We start from the raw sequence: 23,004 nt of genomic DNA, 5'->3' as shown, positions 1-23,004 counted from the left end.
CAATACCGTATCTTAACCTTCAGTTTTCAATGGAATCTGAAACATCAATACTGTCCCATTGCCGGGTGATGAATTGATGAAGAAATCACCGTCCACCAAATCTATGCGTTCTTTCATGCCCAAGAGCCCGAACGATTGACTTTTGACAATGCTTTGGTCAAAACCGGTTCCATTATCCTTAACGACCAATGTGACATGGTTTTTCAGCCATTCCACTTCCACTTCGATCCTTGATGCCTTGCCGTGCCTGACGGCATTTGAAATCGCTTCTTGCACAAGCCTGAAGATCGCTGTTTCGTAATTGCTCGGGAGCCGGGTCTCGATCCCATTTGATTGGAATCTCAGCTTCGTCCCTTTGTTATAGTCTTCAGTGGTTTCAAGATACTTTTTCAGCGTCGGCACCAAGCCGAGATCGTCGAGCGCCATTGGCCGCAGATCGTAAATGATTCTTCTTACTTCGGTAAGTGCATCGCGCACCATTTCCTTCAATGATTTAATTTCCTGGAAAGCGAGTTCCGGACCTTTTTCGCGGTAGGTCCGCTCAATCAAGTCTGAACGAAGCAAGACATTCGCCATCATCTGTGCCGGTCCGTCATGGATTTCCCGGGAAAGCCGTTTCCGTTCTTCTTCTTGCGCTTCGATTATGCGCAGGCTATAATCGTGCTTTAGCTTGTCCGTGTCGATCGCTTCTTCCACTTCCTCAAAGTCGGAAGTGAGGTAATTCATCGTCACGTTCAACCGGTTGACGAGATGCTCTGCGTGCTCGATGGTTTGAAGAAGCGATTGAAGACGGCGCTGCAGCCGGTCCCGCTTTTGGCGGAACTGCTTTTCTTCAGAGCGGTTGGCTGACAATTGTTCCTGAAGTTCATTGGCCTTTTCATAAGCCTGCCGAATTTGCGTTTCAGAAAAAGTTTCAAAAAGCTTGGACACCTCTGCCAGCCGGCGCCGCGCTGCGCGGGTCTTTTCTTCGAGAAGGTCTCCGGCTTTCATGATCCTGGAAATGTTAGACCTGATGTCTTCAAGTTCATCCTTCATATTTTCATAACTTTGGCGACTTTGTTCACTGATGACGAAAATCTCTTGTTTCGAGCTTTCCATTTTTTCCAGTACATCATTAAAAATGGAGTCGAGTGCTTTCACATCGAATTTCTTAGCCATTCTAAAACCGCCTTAGCTATACTGAACTGTATATAGAGGTAAAATCCTTGCACCTTTATGCCTGTTACAGCTCATATAAGTATATCACTTTATAAGCAAATCCGTATTAAAAACACATTACAAATTATCTGATTATATTTTACACCAGGGGGCGTTAAAATGCGAGAAAATTACAAAACCGTCGGCGAATTAAAAGAATGCGAAATCATTATACAAAAATCCCGTTTTATCGGCCATGCAGCACGTGCCGAAACCGAAAAAGAAGCGATGGATTTTATTGAATCCATTAAAGCCAAGCATCGCAGCGCGAACCATAATTGTTCTGCTTATATTATAGGTGAACATGATATTATTCAAAAAGCAAATGATGATGGCGAACCGAGCGGGACTGCCGGCGTTCCTATCCTAGAAGTTTTGAAAAAACAGGGGTTAAAAGACACAGTAATTGTTGTGACCCGGTATTTCGGCGGCATCAAGCTCGGCGGCGGCGGATTGATCCGCGCGTACGGCCGGAGCGCCAGTGAAGCAATTGCGTCGTCGGGCGTCGTCGAACGCAGGCTTCACGGTTTGATGGCTGTCTCCATTGATTACACCTGGCTCGGCAAAGTGGAAAACGAAATCCGCCAATCCGAATACCCCCTTCAAGACATTCAGTATGGAAGCGGAGTTGAGGTCTTGGTCCATGTTCCGGTTGAACTGGAACAGCAATTTACAGAATGGATCAACGAAATGACCAATGGCCAAGCCGGCATAACATGTCTTAAGCAGGAATTCCTGGAGTTCAAATTGCCCTGATCATTTATATTTACGTATCATTCGAGTCAGTATATAATAAATAGAATCGAAGGAATTGTGCACCAAATACCTACTTCCCGCTTTTCCATCAACCATGAAAGAATAGGAACAATCGAATTGAATACTCGGTTAACCCATTCCTAATAGAGGAGTTTTAACCATGAACCGTAAAATCTATCGCAAAAGCAAGAACAGCAAGAAACGGACAGCGATTAAGGTCATCATCACTCTTGCTTTGTCGGTGCTCATTTGCGGCTCCGCCTATGGCATCTACTTAGTAAAAAAAGCGGAAAATGCCGCGGACAACGCATTTGAAACTGCCGGAGACCGTGACAAGTCCGATCTCCGCGATGAACAAGTCGAGCCATTGCATGATAATGTCTCTATCCTATTCGTCGGTGTAGATAACAGCAAAAAGCGGGACCAAAGCGAAAACACCACCCGATCTGATGCACTGGTCCTGGCGACATTGAACAACGAAGACAAAACCATCAAGCTGGTGAGCATTCCGCGCGACACTTATGCTTATATTCCGGATGCGGATGAAGAAGATAAGATCACGCATGCCTACGGCTATGAAGGAACTAGTTCGACCATCGGAACTGTGGAAGAATTGCTTGAAGTGCCGGTCGATTATTATGTCCGCATGGATTTTGAAGCATTTATCGATGTGGTCGATGCGCTGAACGGCATCGAAGCTAGAGTCCCATACGATATGGAAGAAAAAGATGAAAACGATGTCCACGGTGCAATTGTCCTTGAAGAAGGTTTGCAGACTTTGGACGGCCGTGAAGCTCTGGCACTCGCCCGTACCCGCCATTACGACAATGACATCGAGCGCGGCAAACGCCAGCAGATGATCATCGAAAGCATCATGAACAAGATTCTGTCCGCATCGTCCATTTCAAAATACGGCGATGTAATCGATGCAATCGGCGATAACATGAAAACGAACTTGAAATTCCGGGACATGCAGGCATTCTTCGAATATGCGAAGAACGGCAAACCGGATGTTGAAACACTCACGCTTGAAGGCTATGATGATATGTCCACCGGCGTCTATTACTGGAAGCTTGATGAGGAATCTTTGGGAGAAGTCCAAGACATCCTCCAAAGCCATCTCGGGTTGAAACCGGATACGTCGACCATGTCGGATACAAGCGAGACCGATGTTGCAGAACATACACATGAAGAAGATGAATATTGACCGCAGCGATGCTGCGGTTTTTCTTATGCTTTTTTAAGAACGCAAAAAAAAACGTGCCGGGAGATTCCCGGCACGTTTCTGTTTTATTTGCCAATCAGTTTCACTAGATTGATCAGCGGGCGGTAATTCTTGCCTGCCAATCCTACCACTTCTACGAACAGCTCAATGGCAATCAGCATAACGCCGATCAGCAGGATTCCTCCCCACAATGTCGCCTGTGAGAACAGCAGAGCTGCCAGGCCGAACAAAGCGGCGATCCCATAAATGATCAACACCGTCTGGCGATGCGAAAAGCCGATATTCAGCAGGCAGTGGTGAAGATGCGATTTGTCAGCTGCTGAAATGGATTGCTTTTCCCGGACGCGGCGCACGATGGCGAAGAACGTATCCGAAATCGGCACACCCAGCATGATGATCGGGATGATCAAAGCCACGACCGTGACATTCTTGAAGCCCATTAATGCCAGGACGGAAATCATGAAGCCGAGGAACAAAGCACCTGTATCTCCCATGAAGATTTTCGCAGGATGGAAATTATAGAAGAGAAAGCCGATGGAACTGGCTGCCAGTATCGAAGCCAATGCCATGACGAACGGGTCGCCCATGATATAGGCCATAATGGCAAGCGTTGTCAGCGCAATCGTCGAAACGCCCGCTGCAAGGCCGTCCAGGCCATCGATCAGATTGATCGCGTTGGTGATGCCGATAATCCAGATGATCGTCAATGGAATACTGAAGTAGCCGAAATCCAGCTCTCCGCCGAATGGCAAGTTGATGAACGAAATTTCAAGGCCGCCGCCGACCACGACGATTGAAGCTGCAATCAGCTGCCCAAGCAATTTCGCTTTTGCGGTGATTTCATACATATCATCCAGGACACCGGTGATCGTGATCAGCAAAGCGCCGATCAGAATCGCTGTTGAAATCGGGATGAACGCCGGTTCCACTGCATTAGAAATGGATTCTTCCGGACGCAGGATGAAATAACCGATTACAAATGAACCAAATATAGCTAATCCGCCTAAACGCGGCATAATTCTCGCGTGCACTTTTCGATAATTGGGACGGTCAACCGCACCTACCCGGAACGCCAACCGTTTCACTAACGGAGTCAGAACTATCGATGCAATGAATGCCAAAACCAAAGTAAGGTATAGCATGTCTTTCCTCCTCAAAACTTCTAAATTCTACATACAAATCCATCTTCAGTATAACATATTTTTACCAGAAATAAAGACATTAGGACAAATTGCAACCCTTATTATTTCACTTTGACGCCATTGCTTCAAAAAGGTTTCCTTGTGCACTGTGGAGTTCGGAGCAAAAGTTTGTTAAAATATTCAAAGAGCTTAGGAACTAAGAAAAGCGTAAGCGCCTGTCCAGATGCGACAAGCGCCGGAAGGCTGGACAGACATGGCGCTTTTTGCCACGGCAGCCCAAGCAGACCGCGGTTCGAGGAGCTAGGCGCAGAAGTCTGGACATAAAACAACGAGCTGGAAATGCATGCTTTCTTGATCTACAAAAAAGGAGATTATTCTAAATGGTGACGTTATTTAAGCGTTCTGCTAAACCCAACACAAGACAATTGAAGAAATACCATAAAATCGTAAAAGAAATTAATAGCCTGGAATCCCGCTATCAAGCGATGAGCGACCAGGAACTGCAGGATATGACCTTGGATTTTCGCCATCAGCTTGAAGCCGGAGCAAAAATCAATACGCTTATCCCACACGCCTTTGCAGTCGTACGCGAGGCTTCTAAACGTGTATTGAACATGCGCCATTTTGATGTCCAGCTGATCGGCGGCCTAGTGCTTGCCGAAGGAAATATCGCGGAAATGCCGACTGGCGAAGGGAAAACGCTTGTCGCTTCCCTCCCTGCCTATACACGGGCGCTTGAAAGAAAAGGCGTCCATATCATCACAGTCAATGATTATCTCGCACAGCGCGACTTTGACCAGATTGGCCAGATCCACCGGTTCCTTGGCTTGTCTGTCGGACTGAACCTGCCGACCATGAATACAGTAGAAAAAGCGCAAGCCTATCAAGCGGACATTACGTATGGCGTCGGCACCGAATTCGGATTCGACTACCTGCGGGACAATATGGCCCAGTCCAACCGTGAAAAGGTACAACGCCCGTATCATTATGCCATTATCGATGAAGTCGACAGTGTGCTGATCGATGAAGCGAAGACGCCGCTGATCGTTGCCGGCAAAACCAAAGCCAGCGCTGAGTTGCACCGAATCGCCTCACTTCTCGCTGCCCGCTTCAAAGATGGCATCGATTACGATTACGACGACGAAACCAAAGCGACTTCGTTGACGGACGCCGGCATTGAAAAAGTGGAAAAAGCGTTCGGCGTCGACAACCTCTACGAATTGGAGCATCAGACGCTTTATCATTACGTCATCATGGCTGTCCGCGCCCATGTCATGTTCAAACGGGATGTCGACTATATCGTCAAAGACAATAAGGTCATGCTCGTAGACATGTTCACCGGCCGCCCGATGGATGGGCGTACGCTCTCCGACGGCCTTCACCAGGCAATCGAAGCGAAAGAAAACGTGCCGGTCACCGAAGAGAATAAAGCGCAGGCACAGATCACGATCCAGAACTATTTCCGGATGTACCCTTCCCTTTCCGGCATGACTGGAACCGCTAAAACACAGGAGAAGGAGTTCAACGAAGTCTACGGCATGGACGTTATACAAGTTCCGACAAACAACCCGCGTGCAAGGATAGATTTGCCGGACCGTGTATTCCGTACAGTGGAGCAAAAATACAAAGAAGTGGCAAGAGAAGTGGCGAAACATCATGAAAAAGGGCAGCCGGTCCTGGTGGGTACCACTTCCATCCTGCAATCGGAAGCAGTGGCTGAATACTTGGCAGCTGAAAACCTGGAGTTCCAATTATTGAATGCGAAGAGCGTCGAACAGGAAGTGGCGCTCATTTCGCAAGCCGGCCAGCTGAACCAAATCACAGTTGCCACCAATATGGCGGGCCGCGGCACTGATATCGTCCTTGGTGAAGGTGTCCAGTCCATCGGCGGCCTTCATGTAATCGGTACTGAGAAACACGAAAGCCGGCGCATCGACAACCAGCTGAGAGGCCGGTCAGGGCGCCAGGGAGATCCCGGTTCCACCCAGTTCATCATTTCGCTCGAAGATGACATGTTCAAGCGTTTCGCCAAAGAAGATGTCGAGAAATTCGAAAAGAAGATTTCTCTTTCAGAAGAAGGCGAGATCCTGAACAAAGATGTTCACGAATTGACGGAACGGACACAACGGATTGTAGAAGGCTCACATTTCTCAATGCGGGAATATAACTTGAAACTGGACGATGTTATCAATGACCAGCGGAAGATCATTTACGACTTGCGAAACCGCGTCCTTGAAGGCAATGAACATTTTGATTTGCTGAAAATGATGGTAGCAGACGCGGCTGATTTCCTTATTTCTGATACTTTACCCGAAGATGGAGACTATGAACCGGTTCATCTGCAAAAACTTCAGGCCGAATTGGAAAAACTTTTGAAACAGCCGGTCGAGCTTCCGCACAACGCCAGCAAACGGAAAAAAATCGACGAAGCGGTCGCACCTGCTTTGGAGAAAACGAACCAGCTCATCGAGGCTTTCGCCGACAACAAACGGGTGGATGCGACGATACCGGCCGTAATGAAGTCCTATATCGACCAGATGTGGGTCAAGCATCTCGAAACGATGTCCCACTTGAAAGAAGGCATCGGGCTCCGTTCATACCAGCAGGAAGATCCGATGAGAATATACCAGCGTGAAGGGCTCGAATTGTTTGCCGGGAACTTCCAAGGATTGCGTTACTCCATTTCCAGTGAACTTCTCGGATTTTTACACATGCTTGAAAAGGAGGAAGACCAATGAGCATATTTTCATTGTTTAAAAAAGATGCAAAAACCGGCCATGATTCAGTCATCGATTCCACTGAGTTGGTCGGCGATTCACCGGCAGAAGCGGACGGCCCAGCAGAAGTTTCCACTTCCCTTTCCATATCGCCCGAATGGAATCTCCCTAAAGAGCAGGAATATGTTCTGAAATTCCTTTCGAATGATCTGCAGTCACTGAAACCGAACCAATTGTCTTTGTCCGGAATCGGGATCGAAAAGGAAGCCAGCACAGGAGATTGGCATGTACAGGCATTCCTCCGCTCTTCATTGGATCGCCCGATTACGTTAGGGAAAGCGGAGCTCCTGCTACTGGATGCCGACAAGAAACCGGTTGCCGCGCAGGAATTCGATTTATCGCTTCTCGGTTCCCTGCCGCCGCAATCGGACCGGCCCTGGATTTTCAAATTCGACAAAGAAAACATCAAGGCAGAAGACCCTTCCGCTTTGGACTGGTCATTGGCATTCAATGTCCAGTCGCTTGTCCCCCATTCCCTGGACTTAGATGAATCCTGGGAACAGGCACTGGCTCCGGAACAAAAAGCAGCACTCGAAAATGCAGTCAAATCCTTGCCGGCATTAAAGCCGCGGGAAGTAAACATCGTCGGCTTCCAATCCAAATTTACGGAAAACGGCGATCTGGCGGTTTCCGTCTTTATCCGGAATGGCCATACCCGGCACATCAACCTTGAACAGGCTCCGTTGGAAGTGCTGGACGCCAACGGCAAATTGGTCAGCAAAGGATCTTTCAAATTGGAAGGGTTCACGGTGAAAGCCAATACCACACGGCCATGGACGTTCATTTTCCCGCAAAAATTGATTTTGATCGAGAATCCGGACATGTCCCGTTGGACAGCCCGCTTCGCGAAATAATAAAAGCTCAGCCGCGTTTTTAGCGGCTGAGCTTTTCAGCTTGATAAGAAAAACATAAAATTCTTTCCTTTTAATTTATTAGCCGATATTCCGTAAAACAGCTACGCTTGCCGCGGACTCGCGTCTAAGCCTCCTCAGTCGCTTCGCTCCCTGCGGGGTCTTAGCCGTCTCGCTTTTCCGCAGGCAAGACTTACCCGAAGCCTGCGAGGGCAAGTCTTTGCGACGAAGCGCGTAGCGCTGCAGGAGCAGTACGGTTTTCTCCGCTGTTTTGCTTCATATCTCAGATAGCACTGCTAGATTAGTGAAATTATAAGCTTTCAATAAACTCCACCAGCGCCGGTGCGCCTACGGGCTAGGCGAAGCTATGAGACGAGCGGTCTTCTCGGCTCATAGCGGGAGCCATGCCCAAAGCGGCCGAAGCGGCGTATAGAGGATATTACTTTAATTATTAATCTATAGAAGGTTCCTAGACAGCCTGAAAAGCTCAGCCGCGTATGAAGCGGCTGAGCTTTTATTTGTATTGGCGGATCAGTTCTTTTTCAAGAGATTCATCCAGGCCGGTTTTCAGTGTTTTCATCCCTTCTGCAGCCAGCCACTCCCTCACAGCTTCCGCTGATTCCTTTGCGCTCCTGGCAGTGAGTCCCGCCGACTTCGCTTTTGCATTGTCTACAGTGAAGAATCCTTGAGGATAGTCTTCTGAAACCGGAATCCAGAGCGGGATATTAAACGGCTCGATGTGCTGCTTTTCAAGAAAGGCATCATCCACCCAATGGAGCTTTCCACACTCTTCGTTGCTGACCGATTCGACAAATTTATCCATTTTGATTGGATCTGCAGCCAGGTTGAAGGTGCCACCTGCTTTTCTTTCGGCCTGGCTGACAATGAATTCTGCCATGTCCCGTGCATCAATCCACTGGACTTTCCTTTCCTTGCTTCCCGGCACCAGAATGTCGCCCGGCTCTGCCAATTTCTTTGCCCAATAAGTGAAGCGGTCCGTTGGATCATAAGGCCCCACAACAATGCCCGGCCGGATAATGAGTGCTTCCTCGCCCATGCGTTCTTTAACAAGCCGCTCACACATCGCTTTTAACGGCCCGTAGGTTTCACCCGTTACTTTATCGCCTTTGATTTCCTGCTGGAAGACAGAGGAACTTTCGCTGGCCGGCCCTTGCTTGAAATCGTCGTAGACTGAAATAGTGGAAATAAAGGTGAAATGGCCGGTTTGCAGATGCTCCATTACCGGCAGCAGATCGGCCGGCGAATAGGCATTGGTGTCGATAGCTGCATCCCACATTCGTCCTGCTAATTTCTGCGCGTCCTTTCGCCGGTCTCCTGTAATGCGCGGCAGCTCTGGAAACAGGCCGGGATTGCTTTTTCCACGATTGAACAATGTGACATTATGCCCTTTTTCAATTGCTTTTTGCACGATATGACGTCCGACAAATGAAGTTCCGCCTATAATGAGCAAGTCCATTTCCTAACCCCTTTTCATATAAAGCAAATTTATTGCATTTTTCCGACAATGAGCTATACTGTCCCTAAGCTTACAATCATTATATTCTATTTAGGGGTGCAAACAAATATGACTGGCAACTTCCAGTTTTATGCCGATTTGACTGAATGGACGCCCTGGGATGAAGCCGCTGTTCTTAAAATGGAAAGCGAGCAACGCGCAGAGTTGGCGAAAGCGATTAGCTGCGAAGGACTGCTGATCGATCTTTCCATGGACCAGCATGCGAATGTGCGAAAAGGAGTCGCTGCCAATCCCAATACGCCGCTCATGACCTTGAAGCGCCTTGCCGAAGAAGATTTATGCAGCAGCGTATCGGATATTGCCCATACTACACTCCTTTCTCTCAGAGGATAACTTACAAAAAAATCCAGCCCTTGGGCTGGATTTTTGTTTTGGGCAAAAGATTAAAACAGTTTCGGCGTTGGCGGTGTGCCCGGGCGTTTGTCTCTGTCTTCATCATAAGGGCCTCTGTCAGAACGATGGCGTGAGTTGTCCTGGTCATGATCGTTCAACAGATGTTCTTCTTCTGAATCACGGCCGAATGGAGCCGGTCCGAGATTCGGATCGATGCCCGGTGATTGGTCGTCCTGTCTGCGGCGAACACCGTCGTCTCCATCAATCAGGTCGCTGCCGGCGTTTTCGCCTAACCCCGGTTCGTGCTCCATCAACTTCTCTTCCGGAGCTGTTTCATCCATCGTCCGGCCTCCGGTCGTCGGATGGATGTTTTCCCCTTTTATTCGCGAGTCCTGCGGATTGTTGCCATAAGCCGACTGGCCATATTGCTCATCCCGCGTCGTCTCTGAAGTGTAGATTTCTTCAGAACCCAAGTTTGCCGGATTTGAAGCGTGGCTGGTTGTAGAATCTGTATAGTTCCGGCTTCCGGAAGGCGCTGCCCCCTCCGTATACAATAGGATCGCTCCGTTTTCCAAATCATCCTGATACGTATCAATCTGGCGTTCTTCCAAATCGAGTCTTTTTAGTTCTTCCCAGACAGTATCCCTTCCGGTGAAGAATGATTTGAACTTGCTGCCTGTGGACCCGGTTTCATGCGTGTGGATTCCGTTAAGGTCGGTAGTGGCGCCAAGAACGGCATCGTCATGGACCAGCACATGAATATCGTTTTCCCGATACCCCATGTTCTTCAATTCTTCTACGCGTCTATGCATTTCTTCCTGGCTATAAGCCATTGTGAATTCCCGGTTTCTTGATTCCATTGATTTCAGCCTCCTGAGATGGATATGTTATTAATATCTAACTACCCTTTAGTCTGGACAGCTGAAACATCCGCCAATCAAAAGCAGTTGATAGGCTTCGTCGGACGAGGACTCGTTCTCCTGGCGGATTGGTTTTTCCTGCTTTACTTGCTGGCCGCGTTTTCTACCGCTTTCGCTACAACCATATGCACTTGCGGGTCGAGCGCATGCGGCACAAGGTCGCCAGGCTTCGTATGGTAGACGATCGCTTCAGCTGCTGCGATGAGCATGGGATAAGTAATCGTTTTAGCGCCAGCGTCCAATGCACCCCGGAAAATCCCAGGGAAGCCAAGGACGTTATTGATCATTCGGCCATCCGCAGCATAAGCCGCACCTGCTTCAAGTGCATCCTCCGGTTTGATTTCAGGATGAGGATTCGACAGCGCCAGGATGATCTGCCCTTGGCGGACCATTTCAGGCTTAATCAGCCCCGGTACGCCAGTTGTAGCGATGACGATATCGCAAGTTTGCATCAGTTCCTCAAGGGTGTCCAAAGTTTTTCCATCATACGAACGGAGGCGTTCTTTCGCTTCTTCGTTGCGGTCGAGCCCGTAGACTTCGCCCGCTCCATAAGCCATCAGCATCCTGCAAATTGCGAGTCCAGCTGCCCCAAGGCCCACCTGGCCAATAACCGCGTTTTCGGGTTCGACGCCAGCTGCCCAGCATGCTGATAGGACAGCCGCCAACGTAACGACAGCCGTCCCGTGCTGGTCGTCATGCATGACCGGTATCGGCAGTTCCGCTTTCAATCGCTCTTCGATTTCAAAGCAATGCGGCGATCCGATGTCCTCCAGCAATATGGCGCCATAGCCCTGGTGGATATGCTTCACAGTATTGACGACTTCATCGACATCACTGGTATCGAGCAGAATCGGGACGCCGCTGATGCCGACAAACTGGTCGAAGAGCACAGCTTTGCCTTCCATGACCGGCATCCCGGCAACCGGTCCGATATTGCCAAGCCCCAGGATCGCGGTTCCGTCGGTCACGATGGCAACGGTATTGCCGATGCTTGTAAAATAGCGGGCTTTCTCCGGATCTTTTTCGATAGCAGTACACACTTCCGCAACTCCGGGCGTATAGACTTTCCGGAGATCAGCCAGCGACCGGACATCGATCTTGCTTTGCATATGTATTTTTCCGCCTTCATGGGCTTTTAGCACTTCATCGCTCACGGCATGGACAAGGATCCCTTCTCCGATCGAACGGACGGCTTCAACCACATCTTCCAGGATCTGTTCGCTTCCACAATATACTGAAATATCCCGTACCGTTGATAAAGTCGTTATTTTAATCGTTTTGATATCCCCGATGTCTCCCATCGCATTGCCGATGGCAGTTGCCACTTTCGCAAAATTGCCGGGCCCTGCCGGAGTTTCGACAATTAGGGTACGCATTATTTGTCTTTCCGCCATTTTTGACCGCCTCCTTAAAAAGTATCTTTCTATATTACTACGATTGACTCTCCAAAACAAAGGCATTCCGTCCTTTAAGCGCTAAAAAACCTTCACCCGATTAGGGGTGAAGGCTTGGGATCATTTGTATTTGCGGTCGCTTTTCGAATGGCGTTCGGATTCTGTCATGGCGCCTTTCGCTTTCTCCACTTCCGGTTTCTTTTGGGTCGTGAAAGAAACATGATGCTCGTCGTGCATCAAGATCGGGTCGTTCTGGAAACTTTCGCCCCGTTCGAAGCGGTCTTCTTGCTCATCGAACCTGTTGTCGACGCCTTTTACGAAATCGCTCGCTTCCGGGTCGATCGGATTTCCTTCCCGGTCTTTTAAATGCGTGCGCTGCATCACTTCACTGATATTCTCACGGCTCTGGTCTACATAAATCAGGACCCCGCCTTTTTCCAGATCTTCTGCGTAACGCTTTTTATCTTCATCCGAAAGGTCCAGCGCTTTGACGCCGCCCTTGCCGAAGATGCCTTTGAACTTCTGGGAAATGCTGCCGGCTTCTTCCACTTCCAGATGGGTGCGCTGCTCCACCCGCTCGAAGTGGTCATCCTTCTCTGCCATGAGATGCAGGTCCTCTTCGCTATAGCCGCGCTGTTTCAAGTCCTCGATTTTATTTAGTAAATCCTGTTCAGAGTAAAGTACTGCTAACACGTGGATAGTCGAGCTCATTTAGAAAACCTCCATTAAGAAATAAGTTGTTTTCCTCTCTTTACCCTTAACGGGGGAAACCCTAAACTTGAGGAGCTGGTTCTTCCTCTTTTTCCATTTTCAGTTCAGCAATCTCTTCGTCCGACATTTTCTCGATTGTGAAGCCCGTGTAGGCAAAAATGATGGAAATGATCGGCACGGCATAATTGAATACTGCAAAAGCGGCATACTCAAATGCACTGACGCCCAACGTCCCGAAAATAAAGACGCCGCATGTGTTCCAGGCAAAAAACACCGATGTCAGCGTTCCGCCGTCTTCCAACGCCCGGGAAAGGTTTTTCGATTTCAGGTGCTTGTTTTTATAGGATTGCGCGAACATGCGAGAAGGCACAACAATCGATACGTATTGCTCGGCGCACGCCGCATTCGTTGCGGTTGCCGACATGACCGTCGCTGCCACCACTCCCCCGCCGGTCTTTGCAATCTTCAAGATTTTGTCCATCATGGCCTGCAGCATGCCCGTATGCTCCAGGATGCCGCCAAACGACATGGCCACCAGAATCATCGAGACAGTGTACATCATTGAATCCAAGCCGCCGCGGTTGAACAATTCGTCCACCAGTTCGTTGCCGCTGTCGATGACAAAGCCCCCTTGAAGCGCCCCGACCGCATCTGTGACGCTGGAACCCTGGATGAAGATTTGGGCCAGGAAACCAAGAAGCACCCCAACGATCAATGCCGGAATGGCCGGGACTCTGCGGGCCACCATCACGAAAACAATCAGCGGAATCAATAACAGAAGCGGCGAGATGACAAAACTTTCCCGCAAGACGCTGGCGGTTTGGGCGATATCTGAAGTGTTCGTCCCGTCCGCGGAAAAATTGCGGCCCAGGTACCAATAGACAGCGAGTGCAATGACAAAACCAGGGATTGTTGTATACCACATATGCTTGATATGGACGAAAAGGTCTGTATTCGTCAGGCCGGCCGCAAGATTGGTCGTATCTGACAGCGGCGACATTTTATCTCCGAAATAAGATCCAGAAATGATCGCCCCTGCCACCATCGGCGCAGGTATCCCCATGCTCAGTCCGATCCCCATTCCGGCAACGCCGACCGTTCCCATCGTGGACCAAGAACTCCCGATTGCCAGCGAGACGATTGCACAAATTATGGCAATCGAAACAAGGAAAAATGCTGGAGTCAAGATTTCCAACCCGTATAAAATAAGTGTGGCGACAATTCCGCCGCCAATCCAGGATCCGATGATCAGGCCGATTAATATGATAATGATGACAGCTGGCAAAGCGAGCCGGATTCCTTTATACATGCCTTCTTCGATTTCCTTCCATTTAAAGCCGAAACGCCACGCCACAAGCCCGGCAGCCACCGTACCGACCAGCAGCGGGATATGCGGCCCTTGCTTTAAGTAAACAATGGTGACGAGCATGACGCCGATCATGACCAGCAGCGGTACGATTGCCCAGCCGAATGTGATTTTTCTTTCCATCTTTTCCCCTCATTTCTTTGCGGATTTGATAAAGGAGTATATTCCGCAAAAAAATCTTAATTCCTTCTTTTAATAATCTTAATTACATTATAATAATTTCCCTTGTAGGTATAATTTACCTTTTATTTCAGAAATTAAAATAGGTCTTAAAAAGGCAGTTAATTTCGAAAATTGATGCTATCATATGTATACAATGCATTATGGAGTTCATTATGTTTATGGAGGCGGATATTATAGTACTCAATAATTTACCAACTTTTCATTCTTCAGAACCGTCGACTAAATTGGAAAGGAACTCTCCTACGTGGATGCTCGAAGTTCTGCCCATGCATATGGAAAGGAGAGAATCAATGGACACTGGCTTACGCCTCAAATACCACCGGCTAAAAAAGAAAATCAGTTTGGAAGATGCAGCGTCTGGCATTCTCTCTCCAAGGGAATTAAAGAAAATCGAGTCAGGCATGAAGGAACCGGCACTTAAAGAACTGGAGGCCCTTTGCAAGAAGCTTGAAATCCCTCTTGCGCCAAAGGACAATCCGATAGGCAAAGTCCTGGTCAAAAATTTCAAGACTGCGCTGCTCCATCCCCAGAACAAAGGGAAAATCATGGAACAGTATTCCGATATCCAAGATCATCCGCTTCTTAGTGTTGATGAAGACATCGAACTCGAATACCGCATCCAGCAAATCCGCTATTTCATCGTAACCGGCGATTTGGACAGTGCGGAAGAAAAGCTTAAAGATATGGAACGCTTCAAGGAATTCATGGATCAGGAGCAATTTTACTTATTCCATAAATACAACGGCAATTATCATTACATCCTGAATGATTTCGATAAAGCGCTGAAAACATATTTGATGGCTGAAAAGATTGCACCAACTACTGTCCCAGCAACTGAAAAAGGGGATTTGTATTATTCAATCGGCATTACTTCTTCACATCTGCATGAAACTGAAATGGCTTATAAATATACAGATATGGCATTAAAGATATATCAACAAGAATTTGTGCCAAAAAGAATTGTCGAATGCCATATTAATATGGCAATGACTCAGAACCGTTTTGGAAATTTCAGAACTGCTATTGATCATTTCCAAAACGCTTTAACAATAGGAAGAAAATTAGAAATTGATATTTTAAGATTTACAACTGAATATAACCTTGGATATGTTTATTTATTGAATCAAGAATTCGAATTATCTATCTCACATATTGAAACAAGCCTTAACTTTGTTCCCTCAGAATATACTGCAGATATCCTTTTAAGCTATTGTGCTTTAATAATGGCTGAATATGAATTAAATAATATGGACAAGTCCATATACTGGACCAAAAAAGGTTTTGAATTGGTTCAATCAAAAAAATTAAGTCTAGACTCTCCCACAAATGCGATATTTAAAGAAGCATATATTCAATTTATGTGCTTATACCACTTTATTCACAAAAACTATGAAGAGTTTAAAAATCTAACTCTAAATTATCTAATACCAAGTTTTAAAAATAATGAAAATTTTTATGAAATGGGATATTTTTATAATCATCTGGGTAATGTATACTACAATGAGGGGGCGATTGAGAAGGCAGCAATGTCTTATAAGGATGCTCAAAAAGCCTTTAGAAATCTTATAAGAATTAAATGAGGAGATGAAGTGATGAAGAAGAGAAACAGTATACTCATTACGGCGCTTTTAGTATTGTCAGTTCTACCATTAGCTGCTTTTCAAGACGATAAGGTCGGAACAACCAGTTTAGATCCTTATGAACCTTCATCTTCAGTCGACGTCTCTACTTTCCGCGTCCCTGAACCTTGGTCCATCCGTGGAGAAGTTGCTACTTTCCGCGTCCCTGAACCTTGGTCCATCCGTGGAGAGGTTGCTACTTTCCGCGTCCCTGAACCTTGGTCCATCCGTGGAGAGGTTGCTACTTTCCGCGTCCCTGAGCCTTGGTCCATTCGTGGAGAGGTTGCTACTTTCCGCGTCCCTGAGCCTTGGTCAGTAAAAGCTTAATCATTCAAAAAAAAGAACGGCCCGCTCAAATGAGCTGGCCGTTCTTTTGCATTATCATTTCTTTTCATAACCGGGTTTCCCCAGCAATTCAAACATATTTTGCTTGTATTGCTCGACGCCCGGCTGGTCGAACGGATTGACTCCGGATAGGTAAGCGCTCATGGCACAGGCTTTCATGAAGAAATACAGAAGATAGCCGGTGTGGTACTCATCAATCTTCGGCACTTCGAGCGCCAGGATCGGCACGCCGCCTTCCACATGGGCCATGGCTGTGGCTTCCATCGCCTGCTGATTGACTTCATGGAGTGATTTATCCACGAGGTAATTCAGTCCGTCGCCATTTTCATCATCAAATGGAATTTCCATTTTTGCCTGGTCCTCCACAAAACTGACCATCGTTTCAAAAAGCATCCGCCGGCCGTCCTGCAAATACTGCCCCATGGAATGCAGATCAGTCGAGTAGATAACAGACGCCGGGAAGACCCCTTTGCCCTGTTTCCCTTCGCTTTCCCCAAACAGCTGCTTCCACCATTCGTTGATTCCGGCCATAGCCGGCTCAAAGCTCGCAAACACTTCAACCGAATAGCCGCGCATGTTGAGGATTTGCCGGTATGCTGCATAAAGGTATGCAGCGTTATCTTCAAGAGACGAAGCGGACAACGCCTTCTCAGCTTCTTCCGCCCCTTTAAGAAGCGCACGTACATCAATGCCTGCCACAGCGAGCGGCAGAAGTCCGACAGGCGTCAGGACGGAATACCGGCCTCCGATATCATCCGGGATGACAAATGAGGTGTACCCGGCCTCGTCCGCAGTTTTGCGGAGCGCCCCGGCTGCTTCGTCAGTACTGACGACGATGCGCTCCGTTGCTTCTTCTCCATATTTCTCCATCATCCAATTGCGCAAGATACGGAACGCAATTGCCGGCTCCGTAGTTGTCCCGGACTTTGAAATGACATTCAACGCCACTTCTTTGCCTTCCAGGTACATAAGCAGATCATCAAGGTATCGGCCGCTGATGTTCTGTCCTGCAAAAACCACTTCCACTCCGCCTAGATTGAATGCAGGCTGCAGCAGATCCTGGACCGCTTTCGTCCCCAAATACGAACCGCCAATGCCGATTACTACCAGGACGTCGGCTGTTTCCCGCAGTTTCAGTGCCGTTTCTTCCAGTCTGGCAAGTTCAGATGCGTCCATTCCTGAAGGCCAATCAAGCCAGCCGAGGAACTCTGCGCCCGCTCCTGTTTTATTATGGATTTTCTTATGCGCAGCTGATACAAAATCAGCCAGCGCATCCAGCTCTACCTGCCCTACAAATCCTTCAATGTATTTCCTGTTTAACGTCAGCGCCACATGAACAACCCCCACTTTTTAAGATAGTTTCATTTTACCATTTTTTGATTGCATAGAGACGGGTTTACAACAAATAGAAACCGACGCCCATGATCAAATAGGCAGCCAATAGGGTGAGCCCTTCAAACCAGTTGGATTCACCGTCATTGATAATATTGATGGCCAGAAACACGGCTGTCACCATTGCCACCAATTCAGATAACGTGAAAACCAACGGCATCTGAACAGGCATAAACAATGACACCAGCACCAATACAGGCGCGACAAACATTGCGATTTGCAAAGTGGAGCCAATTGCTATTTCGACAGCAACATCCATCTTATTTTTCATCGCCATGATCAAAGCCGAAGCATGCTCGGCTGCATTCCCGACGATTGCCACGATAATAACCCCGATAAACAATTCTGACCAGCCGAGCTGCTCCCCTACGTCTTCGAAAGTATGGACAAGGTTTTCTGATACATAAGCCACGATCAATGTCGCAATAAGCAAAATCAGAATGGCTTTCGGCTTCGACCATTCCGGTTCCTCGTGGGAATGCTCCACTTCCGGTTCTGCATGGGCATAGACCCCGCGGTGGGTAACCAACTTAAAAAACAGCCCAGCCAAGTATAATGAAATCATGATAATCGAGATGCTGACACTCAGTTGGATGGTCTCCCTTTCATTCATTGTCATTGCAAAGACTTCCGGGATGATAAAAGCGACAATGACAGCGAAAATCAAAAGCCCGGAGTTGTGCGTGGCATCATGGACATTGAATTTCTGGCGTTTGAATTTGATGCCGCCTAAAAAGAAAGACAGGCCGCCGACGAGCAGCAGGTTCCCCAGAACCGAGCCCGTCAATGAAGCGAGGACGACGCCAATCAACCCTGCCTGTAAAGCGAAGACAGATATGATCAGTTCCACGGCATTTCCGAAAGTTGCATTCAGCAAACCGCCGATACGCGGGCCGCTGACGATGGCCAGACTTTCGGTTGCGCGCCCCATAAAGCTCGATAAAGCAATGACGCTGATGGAACAGATGATGAACATCGCCATGCTGGGCCAATGAAAGATCGAGCCCATCACAGTCAATGGAACGCCGATCAGGACGATTAAACCGAAAATACGATTCATACCCTCACCCCTTTAACCCTTTTAGCATTCACATACCCTTCCTATCCGAAACGCTAACGCCATTTAAAACGAAAAAACAGGCCCTTCTTAGAAGGGCCTGTCCGTTACTGGTTCTGTGATTTATCAATCGCACATTGTTTTACAAATTCATCAAACAACCGGATTGAAGCTTCATCGCCTTGTGCAGCGAATTCTTCCGGATGCCATTGGATTCCCATGACAAATTGATGGTCATCGCTTTCAAGTGCTTCAACCAATCCATCAGCCGCGCGGGCTGCCACTTTCAATTTGCTCGATACATCTTTTACACCCTGGTGGTGGAAAGAGTTCACGTGGAAGCTCTTTTCTTTCATGATATCCAGCAATTGGCTGCCTTCTTCGAGCTCCACCGAATGAGTGCGGTGCGTCCGAAGCGCCATCTGTTTGTGTTGGTAAAGCGTACCCTCGTATTGGGATTCAAGGTCCTGATAATTCGTGCCGCCCAAAGAAATGTTGAGCATCTGAAGCCCCCGGCACATGCCGATAAACGGCTTATCCAGTTCCAGGAAAGCTAGAATCAACTCTTTTTCGTACTGATCGCTTCCCGGGTAAACAGCCCCGAGCTTCAAATGCGGCTCTTCCCCGTACAATGTCGGATTGATGTCGCCACCACCTGTGACGATCAAACCGTCCAGCCGTTCACAAAGAGCAGGAATATCTTCTTCGTCTACAATCGGAACAATCAGCGGCAAGCCGCCTGACTGCAGGATGGCCCGCCCGTAGACAGGATCCAATGTATACATTTGGTCTTTCTCGACTCTAGCAGTAATGCCGATAACCGGCTTTTTTTTATTTTTCATATTATACCCTCTCCCTAAAAAACATTCCGGCTTTGTTTACCCCTCTCCTGAATTGCTAAACCTGCAAGCTATTCACGCCAAATAAAATACCAGGCAATAGCCTGGATATTTCACGTTATTCACTTTCCGGATGGAAGTTGAACCGGCTTAGATCAATTTTGCCGTTCACCGACACTTCCACTCCTTCTTGCTGCAGGAACGTCTGCTGGGCAAAACGGGCCTCCGGATCTTGGATCATGATCTGCCCCTGGGCATTCACTACCCGGTGCCAGGGCAAATCATATTTGCCGCTCATGCTGTGGAGCAGCCGGGCAACTTGCCGGCCACCGCGAGGGCTCCCCGCATAGGCTGCCACCTGTCCATAGGTCATCACCATTCCTGGCGGGATGCCCTTGATAATACTGATTGCTTTCTCTGTAAATGGCTGCATTGTCTTTTCAATCCTACCTTTTCATCGGTTATGCATCAATTATTTCGTATGCCCGTTCACTTCAGCTCCCAATGCACCTTCTTTGTAGCGTTCAACTACATTATGGCTGAACTGGAATAAAGGCAGCTTGGCTGTCTCAAGGGACAATCCGTCACTGTTGTAATGGAGGTACTTATAATAATCAATCATGTGGACAATCACTTCTTCAAGGCCACGGATTGACTCTTCGTCTTCGAATTGCAGCGGTTTGTCCAACTTGATCGTCTTCATATCTTCTGCATAAAGATCCTTTAATCCGTCAAGTTCCTTTACCGTCTGATCGAACAACAATTGTCTTCTCTCAAAACGGTAATGATGGCGCCAATAAACAAAAATCTCTTTGGCGATGCCCAGGCTTTTTGCGCCGTCAGAAGCATTCAGCCCCTTCTCCACACAAATTTCGTACATGATCTTCTTTAATGATTTTTTGTATTCCCTTTCAATTAGCCCCTTGTATTGTAAGTATCTCATAAAAAAACCTCCCTGGCTTTTGGCAAAGATTATTTATGGAACTTTAAACGTTTCGGTATCTTTTGGCCGTGTCGACTTCTTCGATTCTGATCAATTCTCCATAGGTCTTAGCATCATGTATTTTTTCGCCGATATAATAAATATCCGGATCAAGATTCGCGATTTTTTCCTTTATACTTTCCATTGCTTGAATATCGCCTTTGTAATCGCTGCCTAAATGGAAAAGCCCAAAACGGTTTTCCTCTGCCCATTCCGCAATTTTCAGGAAAAGTTCCAGTCTCGCTTCAGCGGTCCTTTCGCCTGGCAGGCTGCCTTCGAGATGCAAGTAAAGAATTTTATCCGTCCCCAGGACGTAGCAGGCAGTTAGGAGCTCGTTCTCCTGATATGCGCCGAAAAGATGCAAATGCGGCCCCAAGGCGCTGATCAGTGCTTCGAAATAATCATCCGTGAAGAAATAATAGCTGTCCGCATCGTCCCGGCGCCTCACTTCAGAATAATAAAGCGCCAAGAATTCAAACATATGCCGGACAGTTCCAAGTTTCCTGATGACGACTTCCGGCTTCCCGAGACTTTCCTTTAAAAGATCATCCAAATGCAATTCTTTGGTGAAAGTTTTGTACATGGGCGTCAATTTTAAATGGCCTTTGAAAGGAAGGGCATTGCCCTGCAAGGGGTGGAATCGGATGAACTCAGCAATAATCTGTTGCTCCCGGCAAAAGGAAGAGAAGGCATTCCGGAATGCATCAACCAATGCATCAGGATTCTGACGGCTTTTAATGACCGGCCCCCCATAGCCGAATGGTGTCGATACATCAAAATAGCCTTCTGGATTTCCTTCGATCGGGCGTTTGATAAAAGGGTAAGCCACTTCCCCATCTCTATCGGAATAATAGAAAAGCAAGGCTTCGCCTGGATCCAATTTCAATGCGCTTAAAAAGTACTCTCTCGAATAGTACACATCGGTGATTTGCATTGTTTCAATTACGTCTTGCCACCGCTTTTTATCTTGCAGGGAAATCACCTCATACATCCTGCTCCCCCCTATTTCTTTCGCTGGACATCATTTGAATACTGTTTGCAGTTTTTCTTTCGTCCCTTTTCTTTTTTGGGATTCCGTCTTTGAAATCGAATTAAGCATTTCGACAATGAAAGCAAGCAAGGTGCCGACAATTAGCCCGAACGCACCAGCAACTCCCAAACTGAAAATCAGGTTCTCTTCGATCGGTGAAGCAGAAGCAAGTTCAGGTGCGCTAGATATCAGCGTCAGTTCATTGGTGATCATCATTTTTGGCGCTTCTTCAATGAAGATCGAAGCAACTGCATCTGCAATCGCTGCTGCTTCTTTTCTGTTATCACCCGTTACAGTGATATTGTAAATCTGCGAATCTCCTGTTTTTGAAAAGGCAATTTGGTCATGTAGAATCCGGATGGAAGTCTTGTCCTCTAAACCCATTTCCATAATTACGCGCCTCAAGACCTCTGGACTTCTGACAATAGCGCTTGAAATTTGGTCGATGGCAGGGCCATCGAGGGCTGGAAGAGCTGTTCCGTCCTGCAAAACTTCCGGCGCTTCCCCGATCAGAACCTGGCTGGTTGCCTGATATTCAGGGGTCACAACAAAACTGATGAAGATCCAAACCGCTCCTATCGACACCAAGGCGGTAAACAGGATGAGTTTAAGCCTTTTTCTAAGATCTTTAATGATATTCAAAATCAGTATTTTTTTGCCCATCAAATTTTCCTCCTTTTAAGCAGAAAGACATAACGAATAAATCATTTCTTAAAATTCAGATAATTATAGTTCCTTTATATCACACTTTCCTAGTTCAATCTACTTTAAATCGTAAAAAAATAAAATAAAATTAACGCTTTTTAAGTAAATAGTCTAGTAGTATAACATTTAAATTTTTTATTTTTACTTAGTTAGGTCTTTTTGCTTAATCAAGGATAAAAAAGAAAAGGATTTTTAACCTTAGTGAAATCCTCTTAATACACGTTTAAGCGCAAAAAAAAACGCTACTCCAATTAGGAAGCAGCGTTCTGATCAGTCTTTCCAAAGACCGATAATTCCATTTCTCCGGTAGATGACTTTATGGTTTTCCAACGTTTTTAAGACTCGCGACAAAGTTTGATGCGGAATATTCAGGTCCAATGTAATTTCCTTGATGGTTTTAAAAAGTACACCCTCCTGCGTGGCATTTTTCATAAAATAGTCCATGAACCTTTCACCCGTTTCCGCAATCCGGTCTGGCTCAGCAGCAAAACAATTTCGGCACTCCTTCAAAACCCTCTGTTCGGTGAATGGCCGAGATTCATAAATGCTGTTTCTGGCTGACATCATATTCTCGCCTCCCAAATTTTTACTTAGAGCATCTTATATTTACATATATACCCTTAATTTAACTTTTTATTCAGTT

The 23,004-nt window shown here is 47.2% G+C and carries 22 protein-coding genes; 6 read left to right on the top strand and 16 right to left on the bottom strand.

Features of this window, described 5'->3' with window-relative positions; genetic code table 11:
* Window positions 1–12 precede the first annotated feature (12 nt).
* The gene (locus ACFSDB_RS04680) at window positions 13–1,158 is read right to left on the bottom strand and encodes a sensor histidine kinase (RefSeq protein ID WP_204890746.1); all 1,146 of its coding nucleotides are present in this window, start codon (window positions 1,156–1,158) and stop codon (window positions 13–15) included.
* Window positions 1,159–1,317: 159 nt separating this feature from the next.
* Here ACFSDB_RS04680 and ACFSDB_RS04675 point away from each other — a divergent pair, with 159 nt between their 5' ends.
* Complete coding sequence (locus tag ACFSDB_RS04675; protein WP_204890747.1) at window positions 1,318–1,953, top strand: YigZ family protein; 636 nt, start codon at window positions 1,318–1,320, stop codon at window positions 1,951–1,953.
* A 160-nt stretch (window positions 1,954–2,113) separates the two neighbouring features.
* Entirely contained in the window at window positions 2,114–3,160 is a 1,047-nt protein-coding gene (locus ACFSDB_RS04670) for an LCP family protein (protein WP_204890748.1), read from the top strand.
* Window positions 3,161–3,243: 83 nt separating this feature from the next.
* On the opposite strand, the gene ACFSDB_RS04665 is transcribed toward ACFSDB_RS04670, so the two are convergent.
* On the bottom strand, window positions 3,244–4,320 hold the full coding sequence (locus tag ACFSDB_RS04665) for a glycosyltransferase family 4 protein (RefSeq protein WP_204890749.1): 1,077 nt from the start codon (window positions 4,318–4,320) through the stop codon (window positions 3,244–3,246).
* Between the two features lie 380 nt (window positions 4,321–4,700).
* Here ACFSDB_RS04665 and secA2 point away from each other — a divergent pair, with 380 nt between their 5' ends.
* Together secA2 and ACFSDB_RS04655 are read left to right on the top strand one after the other, a co-directional pair.
* Window positions 4,701–7,058 (top strand): accessory Sec system translocase SecA2, encoded by a 2,358-nt coding sequence (secA2, locus tag ACFSDB_RS04660; protein WP_204890750.1) that lies wholly within the window; start codon window positions 4,701–4,703, stop codon window positions 7,056–7,058.
* Window positions 7,055–7,951 carry an accessory Sec system S-layer assembly protein gene (locus tag ACFSDB_RS04655; RefSeq protein WP_204890751.1) on the top strand — a complete coding sequence of 299 codons (897 nt, stop codon included), beginning with the start codon at window positions 7,055–7,057 and terminating at the stop codon, window positions 7,949–7,951. Before secA2 ends, ACFSDB_RS04655 begins: the two co-directional genes overlap by 4 nt.
* Before the next feature lie 511 nt (window positions 7,952–8,462).
* Here the strand turns inward: ACFSDB_RS04655 and ACFSDB_RS04650 are convergent.
* The gene (locus ACFSDB_RS04650) at window positions 8,463–9,425 is read right to left on the bottom strand and encodes an NAD-dependent epimerase/dehydratase family protein (RefSeq protein WP_204890752.1); all 963 of its coding nucleotides are present in this window, start codon (window positions 9,423–9,425) and stop codon (window positions 8,463–8,465) included.
* A gap of 108 nt (window positions 9,426–9,533) precedes the next feature.
* On the opposite strand from ACFSDB_RS04650, the gene ACFSDB_RS04645 reads away from it, so the two are divergent.
* On the top strand, window positions 9,534–9,818 hold the full coding sequence (locus ACFSDB_RS04645) for a hypothetical protein (protein WP_204890753.1): 285 nt from the start codon (window positions 9,534–9,536) through the stop codon (window positions 9,816–9,818).
* A 50-nt stretch (window positions 9,819–9,868) separates the two neighbouring features.
* On the opposite strand, the gene ACFSDB_RS04640 is transcribed toward ACFSDB_RS04645, so the two are convergent.
* From ACFSDB_RS04640 to nhaC, 4 genes are all read right to left on the bottom strand, one after another.
* Window positions 9,869–10,678, bottom strand: a complete 810-nt coding sequence (locus tag ACFSDB_RS04640; RefSeq protein WP_204890754.1) for a general stress protein — start codon at window positions 10,676–10,678, stop codon at window positions 9,869–9,871.
* Between the two features lie 143 nt (window positions 10,679–10,821).
* A complete protein-coding gene (locus tag ACFSDB_RS04635; RefSeq protein WP_204890755.1) occupies window positions 10,822–12,132 on the bottom strand; it encodes an NAD-dependent malic enzyme in 1,311 nt (436 codons plus the stop codon).
* 120 nt (window positions 12,133–12,252) lie between these two features.
* Window positions 12,253–12,843 (bottom strand): general stress protein, encoded by a 591-nt coding sequence (locus ACFSDB_RS04630; protein ID WP_204890756.1) that lies wholly within the window; start codon window positions 12,841–12,843, stop codon window positions 12,253–12,255.
* Window positions 12,844–12,904: 61 nt separating this feature from the next.
* Window positions 12,905–14,332, bottom strand: coding sequence for a Na+/H+ antiporter NhaC (nhaC, locus tag ACFSDB_RS04625; protein ID WP_204890757.1), 1,428 nt, complete (start codon window positions 14,330–14,332; stop codon window positions 12,905–12,907).
* A gap of 350 nt (window positions 14,333–14,682) precedes the next feature.
* On the opposite strand from nhaC, the gene ACFSDB_RS04620 reads away from it, so the two are divergent.
* Window positions 14,683–15,972, top strand: coding sequence for a helix-turn-helix domain-containing protein (locus ACFSDB_RS04620; RefSeq protein WP_204890758.1), 1,290 nt, complete (start codon window positions 14,683–14,685; stop codon window positions 15,970–15,972).
* Between the two features lie 116 nt (window positions 15,973–16,088).
* Here the strand turns inward: ACFSDB_RS04620 and ACFSDB_RS04615 are convergent, their stop codons facing one another.
* From ACFSDB_RS04615 to ACFSDB_RS04575, 9 genes are all read right to left on the bottom strand, one after another.
* The gene (locus ACFSDB_RS04615) at window positions 16,089–16,283 is read right to left on the bottom strand and encodes a hypothetical protein (protein ID WP_204890759.1); all 195 of its coding nucleotides are present in this window, start codon (window positions 16,281–16,283) and stop codon (window positions 16,089–16,091) included.
* Window positions 16,284–16,392: 109 nt separating this feature from the next.
* Entirely contained in the window at window positions 16,393–17,688 is a 1,296-nt protein-coding gene (locus tag ACFSDB_RS04610) for a glucose-6-phosphate isomerase (RefSeq protein WP_204890760.1), read from the bottom strand.
* Window positions 17,689–17,752: 64 nt separating this feature from the next.
* A complete protein-coding gene (cax, locus tag ACFSDB_RS04605; RefSeq protein WP_204890761.1) occupies window positions 17,753–18,808 on the bottom strand; it encodes a calcium/proton exchanger in 1,056 nt (351 codons plus the stop codon).
* A 104-nt stretch (window positions 18,809–18,912) separates the two neighbouring features.
* A complete protein-coding gene (locus tag ACFSDB_RS04600; protein WP_204890762.1) occupies window positions 18,913–19,647 on the bottom strand; it encodes a gamma-glutamyl-gamma-aminobutyrate hydrolase family protein in 735 nt (244 codons plus the stop codon).
* 115 nt (window positions 19,648–19,762) lie between these two features.
* Complete coding sequence (locus ACFSDB_RS04595; protein WP_204890763.1) at window positions 19,763–20,077, bottom strand: MGMT family protein; 315 nt, start codon at window positions 20,075–20,077, stop codon at window positions 19,763–19,765.
* 39 nt (window positions 20,078–20,116) lie between these two features.
* Window positions 20,117–20,587, bottom strand: a complete 471-nt coding sequence (locus tag ACFSDB_RS04590) for a hypothetical protein (RefSeq protein WP_204890764.1) — start codon at window positions 20,585–20,587, stop codon at window positions 20,117–20,119.
* A gap of 43 nt (window positions 20,588–20,630) precedes the next feature.
* Window positions 20,631–21,617, bottom strand: a complete 987-nt coding sequence (locus ACFSDB_RS04585) for a GNAT family N-acetyltransferase (RefSeq protein WP_204890765.1) — start codon at window positions 21,615–21,617, stop codon at window positions 20,631–20,633.
* Between the two features lie 30 nt (window positions 21,618–21,647).
* Window positions 21,648–22,319 (bottom strand): YveK family protein, encoded by a 672-nt coding sequence (locus ACFSDB_RS04580; RefSeq protein ID WP_204890766.1) that lies wholly within the window; start codon window positions 22,317–22,319, stop codon window positions 21,648–21,650.
* Between the two features lie 312 nt (window positions 22,320–22,631).
* Complete coding sequence (locus ACFSDB_RS04575; RefSeq protein ID WP_204890767.1) at window positions 22,632–22,928, bottom strand: RPC34 RNA polymerase subunit family protein; 297 nt, start codon at window positions 22,926–22,928, stop codon at window positions 22,632–22,634.
* Window positions 22,929–23,004 lie beyond the last annotated feature (76 nt).

This window comes from Planococcus chinensis (assembly GCF_042681545.1).
Taxonomy (GTDB): Bacteria; Bacillota; Bacilli; order Bacillales_A; family Planococcaceae; genus Planococcus; species Planococcus chinensis.
This window is presented reverse-complemented; position numbering and strand designations above follow the sequence as displayed.

Coding starts and splice junctions, on each gene's coding strand:
- ACFSDB_RS04680 (WP_204890746.1), bottom strand. CDS start 1,158: ATGGCTAAGAAATTCGATGTGAAAGCACTCGACTCCATTTTTAATGAT.
- ACFSDB_RS04675 (WP_204890747.1), top strand. CDS start 1,318: ATGCGAGAAAATTACAAAACCGTCGGCGAATTAAAAGAATGCGAAATC.
- ACFSDB_RS04670 (WP_204890748.1), top strand. CDS start 2,114: ATGAACCGTAAAATCTATCGCAAAAGCAAGAACAGCAAGAAACGGACA.
- ACFSDB_RS04665 (WP_204890749.1), bottom strand. CDS start 4,320: ATGCTATACCTTACTTTGGTTTTGGCATTCATTGCATCGATAGTTCTG.
- secA2 (WP_204890750.1), top strand. CDS start 4,701: ATGGTGACGTTATTTAAGCGTTCTGCTAAACCCAACACAAGACAATTG.
- ACFSDB_RS04655 (WP_204890751.1), top strand. CDS start 7,055: ATGAGCATATTTTCATTGTTTAAAAAAGATGCAAAAACCGGCCATGAT.
- ACFSDB_RS04650 (WP_204890752.1), bottom strand. CDS start 9,425: ATGGACTTGCTCATTATAGGCGGAACTTCATTTGTCGGACGTCATATC.
- ACFSDB_RS04645 (WP_204890753.1), top strand. CDS start 9,534: ATGACTGGCAACTTCCAGTTTTATGCCGATTTGACTGAATGGACGCCC.
- ACFSDB_RS04640 (WP_204890754.1), bottom strand. CDS start 10,678: ATGGAATCAAGAAACCGGGAATTCACAATGGCTTATAGCCAGGAAGAA.
- ACFSDB_RS04635 (WP_204890755.1), bottom strand. CDS start 12,132: ATGGCGGAAAGACAAATAATGCGTACCCTAATTGTCGAAACTCCGGCA.
- ACFSDB_RS04630 (WP_204890756.1), bottom strand. CDS start 12,843: ATGAGCTCGACTATCCACGTGTTAGCAGTACTTTACTCTGAACAGGAT.
- nhaC (WP_204890757.1), bottom strand. CDS start 14,332: ATGGAAAGAAAAATCACATTCGGCTGGGCAATCGTACCGCTGCTGGTC.
- ACFSDB_RS04620 (WP_204890758.1), top strand. CDS start 14,683: ATGGACACTGGCTTACGCCTCAAATACCACCGGCTAAAAAAGAAAATC.
- ACFSDB_RS04615 (WP_204890759.1), bottom strand. CDS start 16,283: ATGGACCAAGGCTCAGGGACGCGGAAAGTAGCAACCTCTCCACGGATG.
- cax (WP_204890761.1), bottom strand. CDS start 18,808: ATGAATCGTATTTTCGGTTTAATCGTCCTGATCGGCGTTCCATTGACT.
- ACFSDB_RS04600 (WP_204890762.1), bottom strand. CDS start 19,647: ATGAAAAATAAAAAAAAGCCGGTTATCGGCATTACTGCTAGAGTCGAG.
- ACFSDB_RS04595 (WP_204890763.1), bottom strand. CDS start 20,077: ATGCAGCCATTTACAGAGAAAGCAATCAGTATTATCAAGGGCATCCCG.
- ACFSDB_RS04590 (WP_204890764.1), bottom strand. CDS start 20,587: ATGAGATACTTACAATACAAGGGGCTAATTGAAAGGGAATACAAAAAA.
- ACFSDB_RS04585 (WP_204890765.1), bottom strand. CDS start 21,617: ATGTATGAGGTGATTTCCCTGCAAGATAAAAAGCGGTGGCAAGACGTA.
- ACFSDB_RS04580 (WP_204890766.1), bottom strand. CDS start 22,319: ATGGGCAAAAAAATACTGATTTTGAATATCATTAAAGATCTTAGAAAA.
- ACFSDB_RS04575 (WP_204890767.1), bottom strand. CDS start 22,928: ATGATGTCAGCCAGAAACAGCATTTATGAATCTCGGCCATTCACCGAA.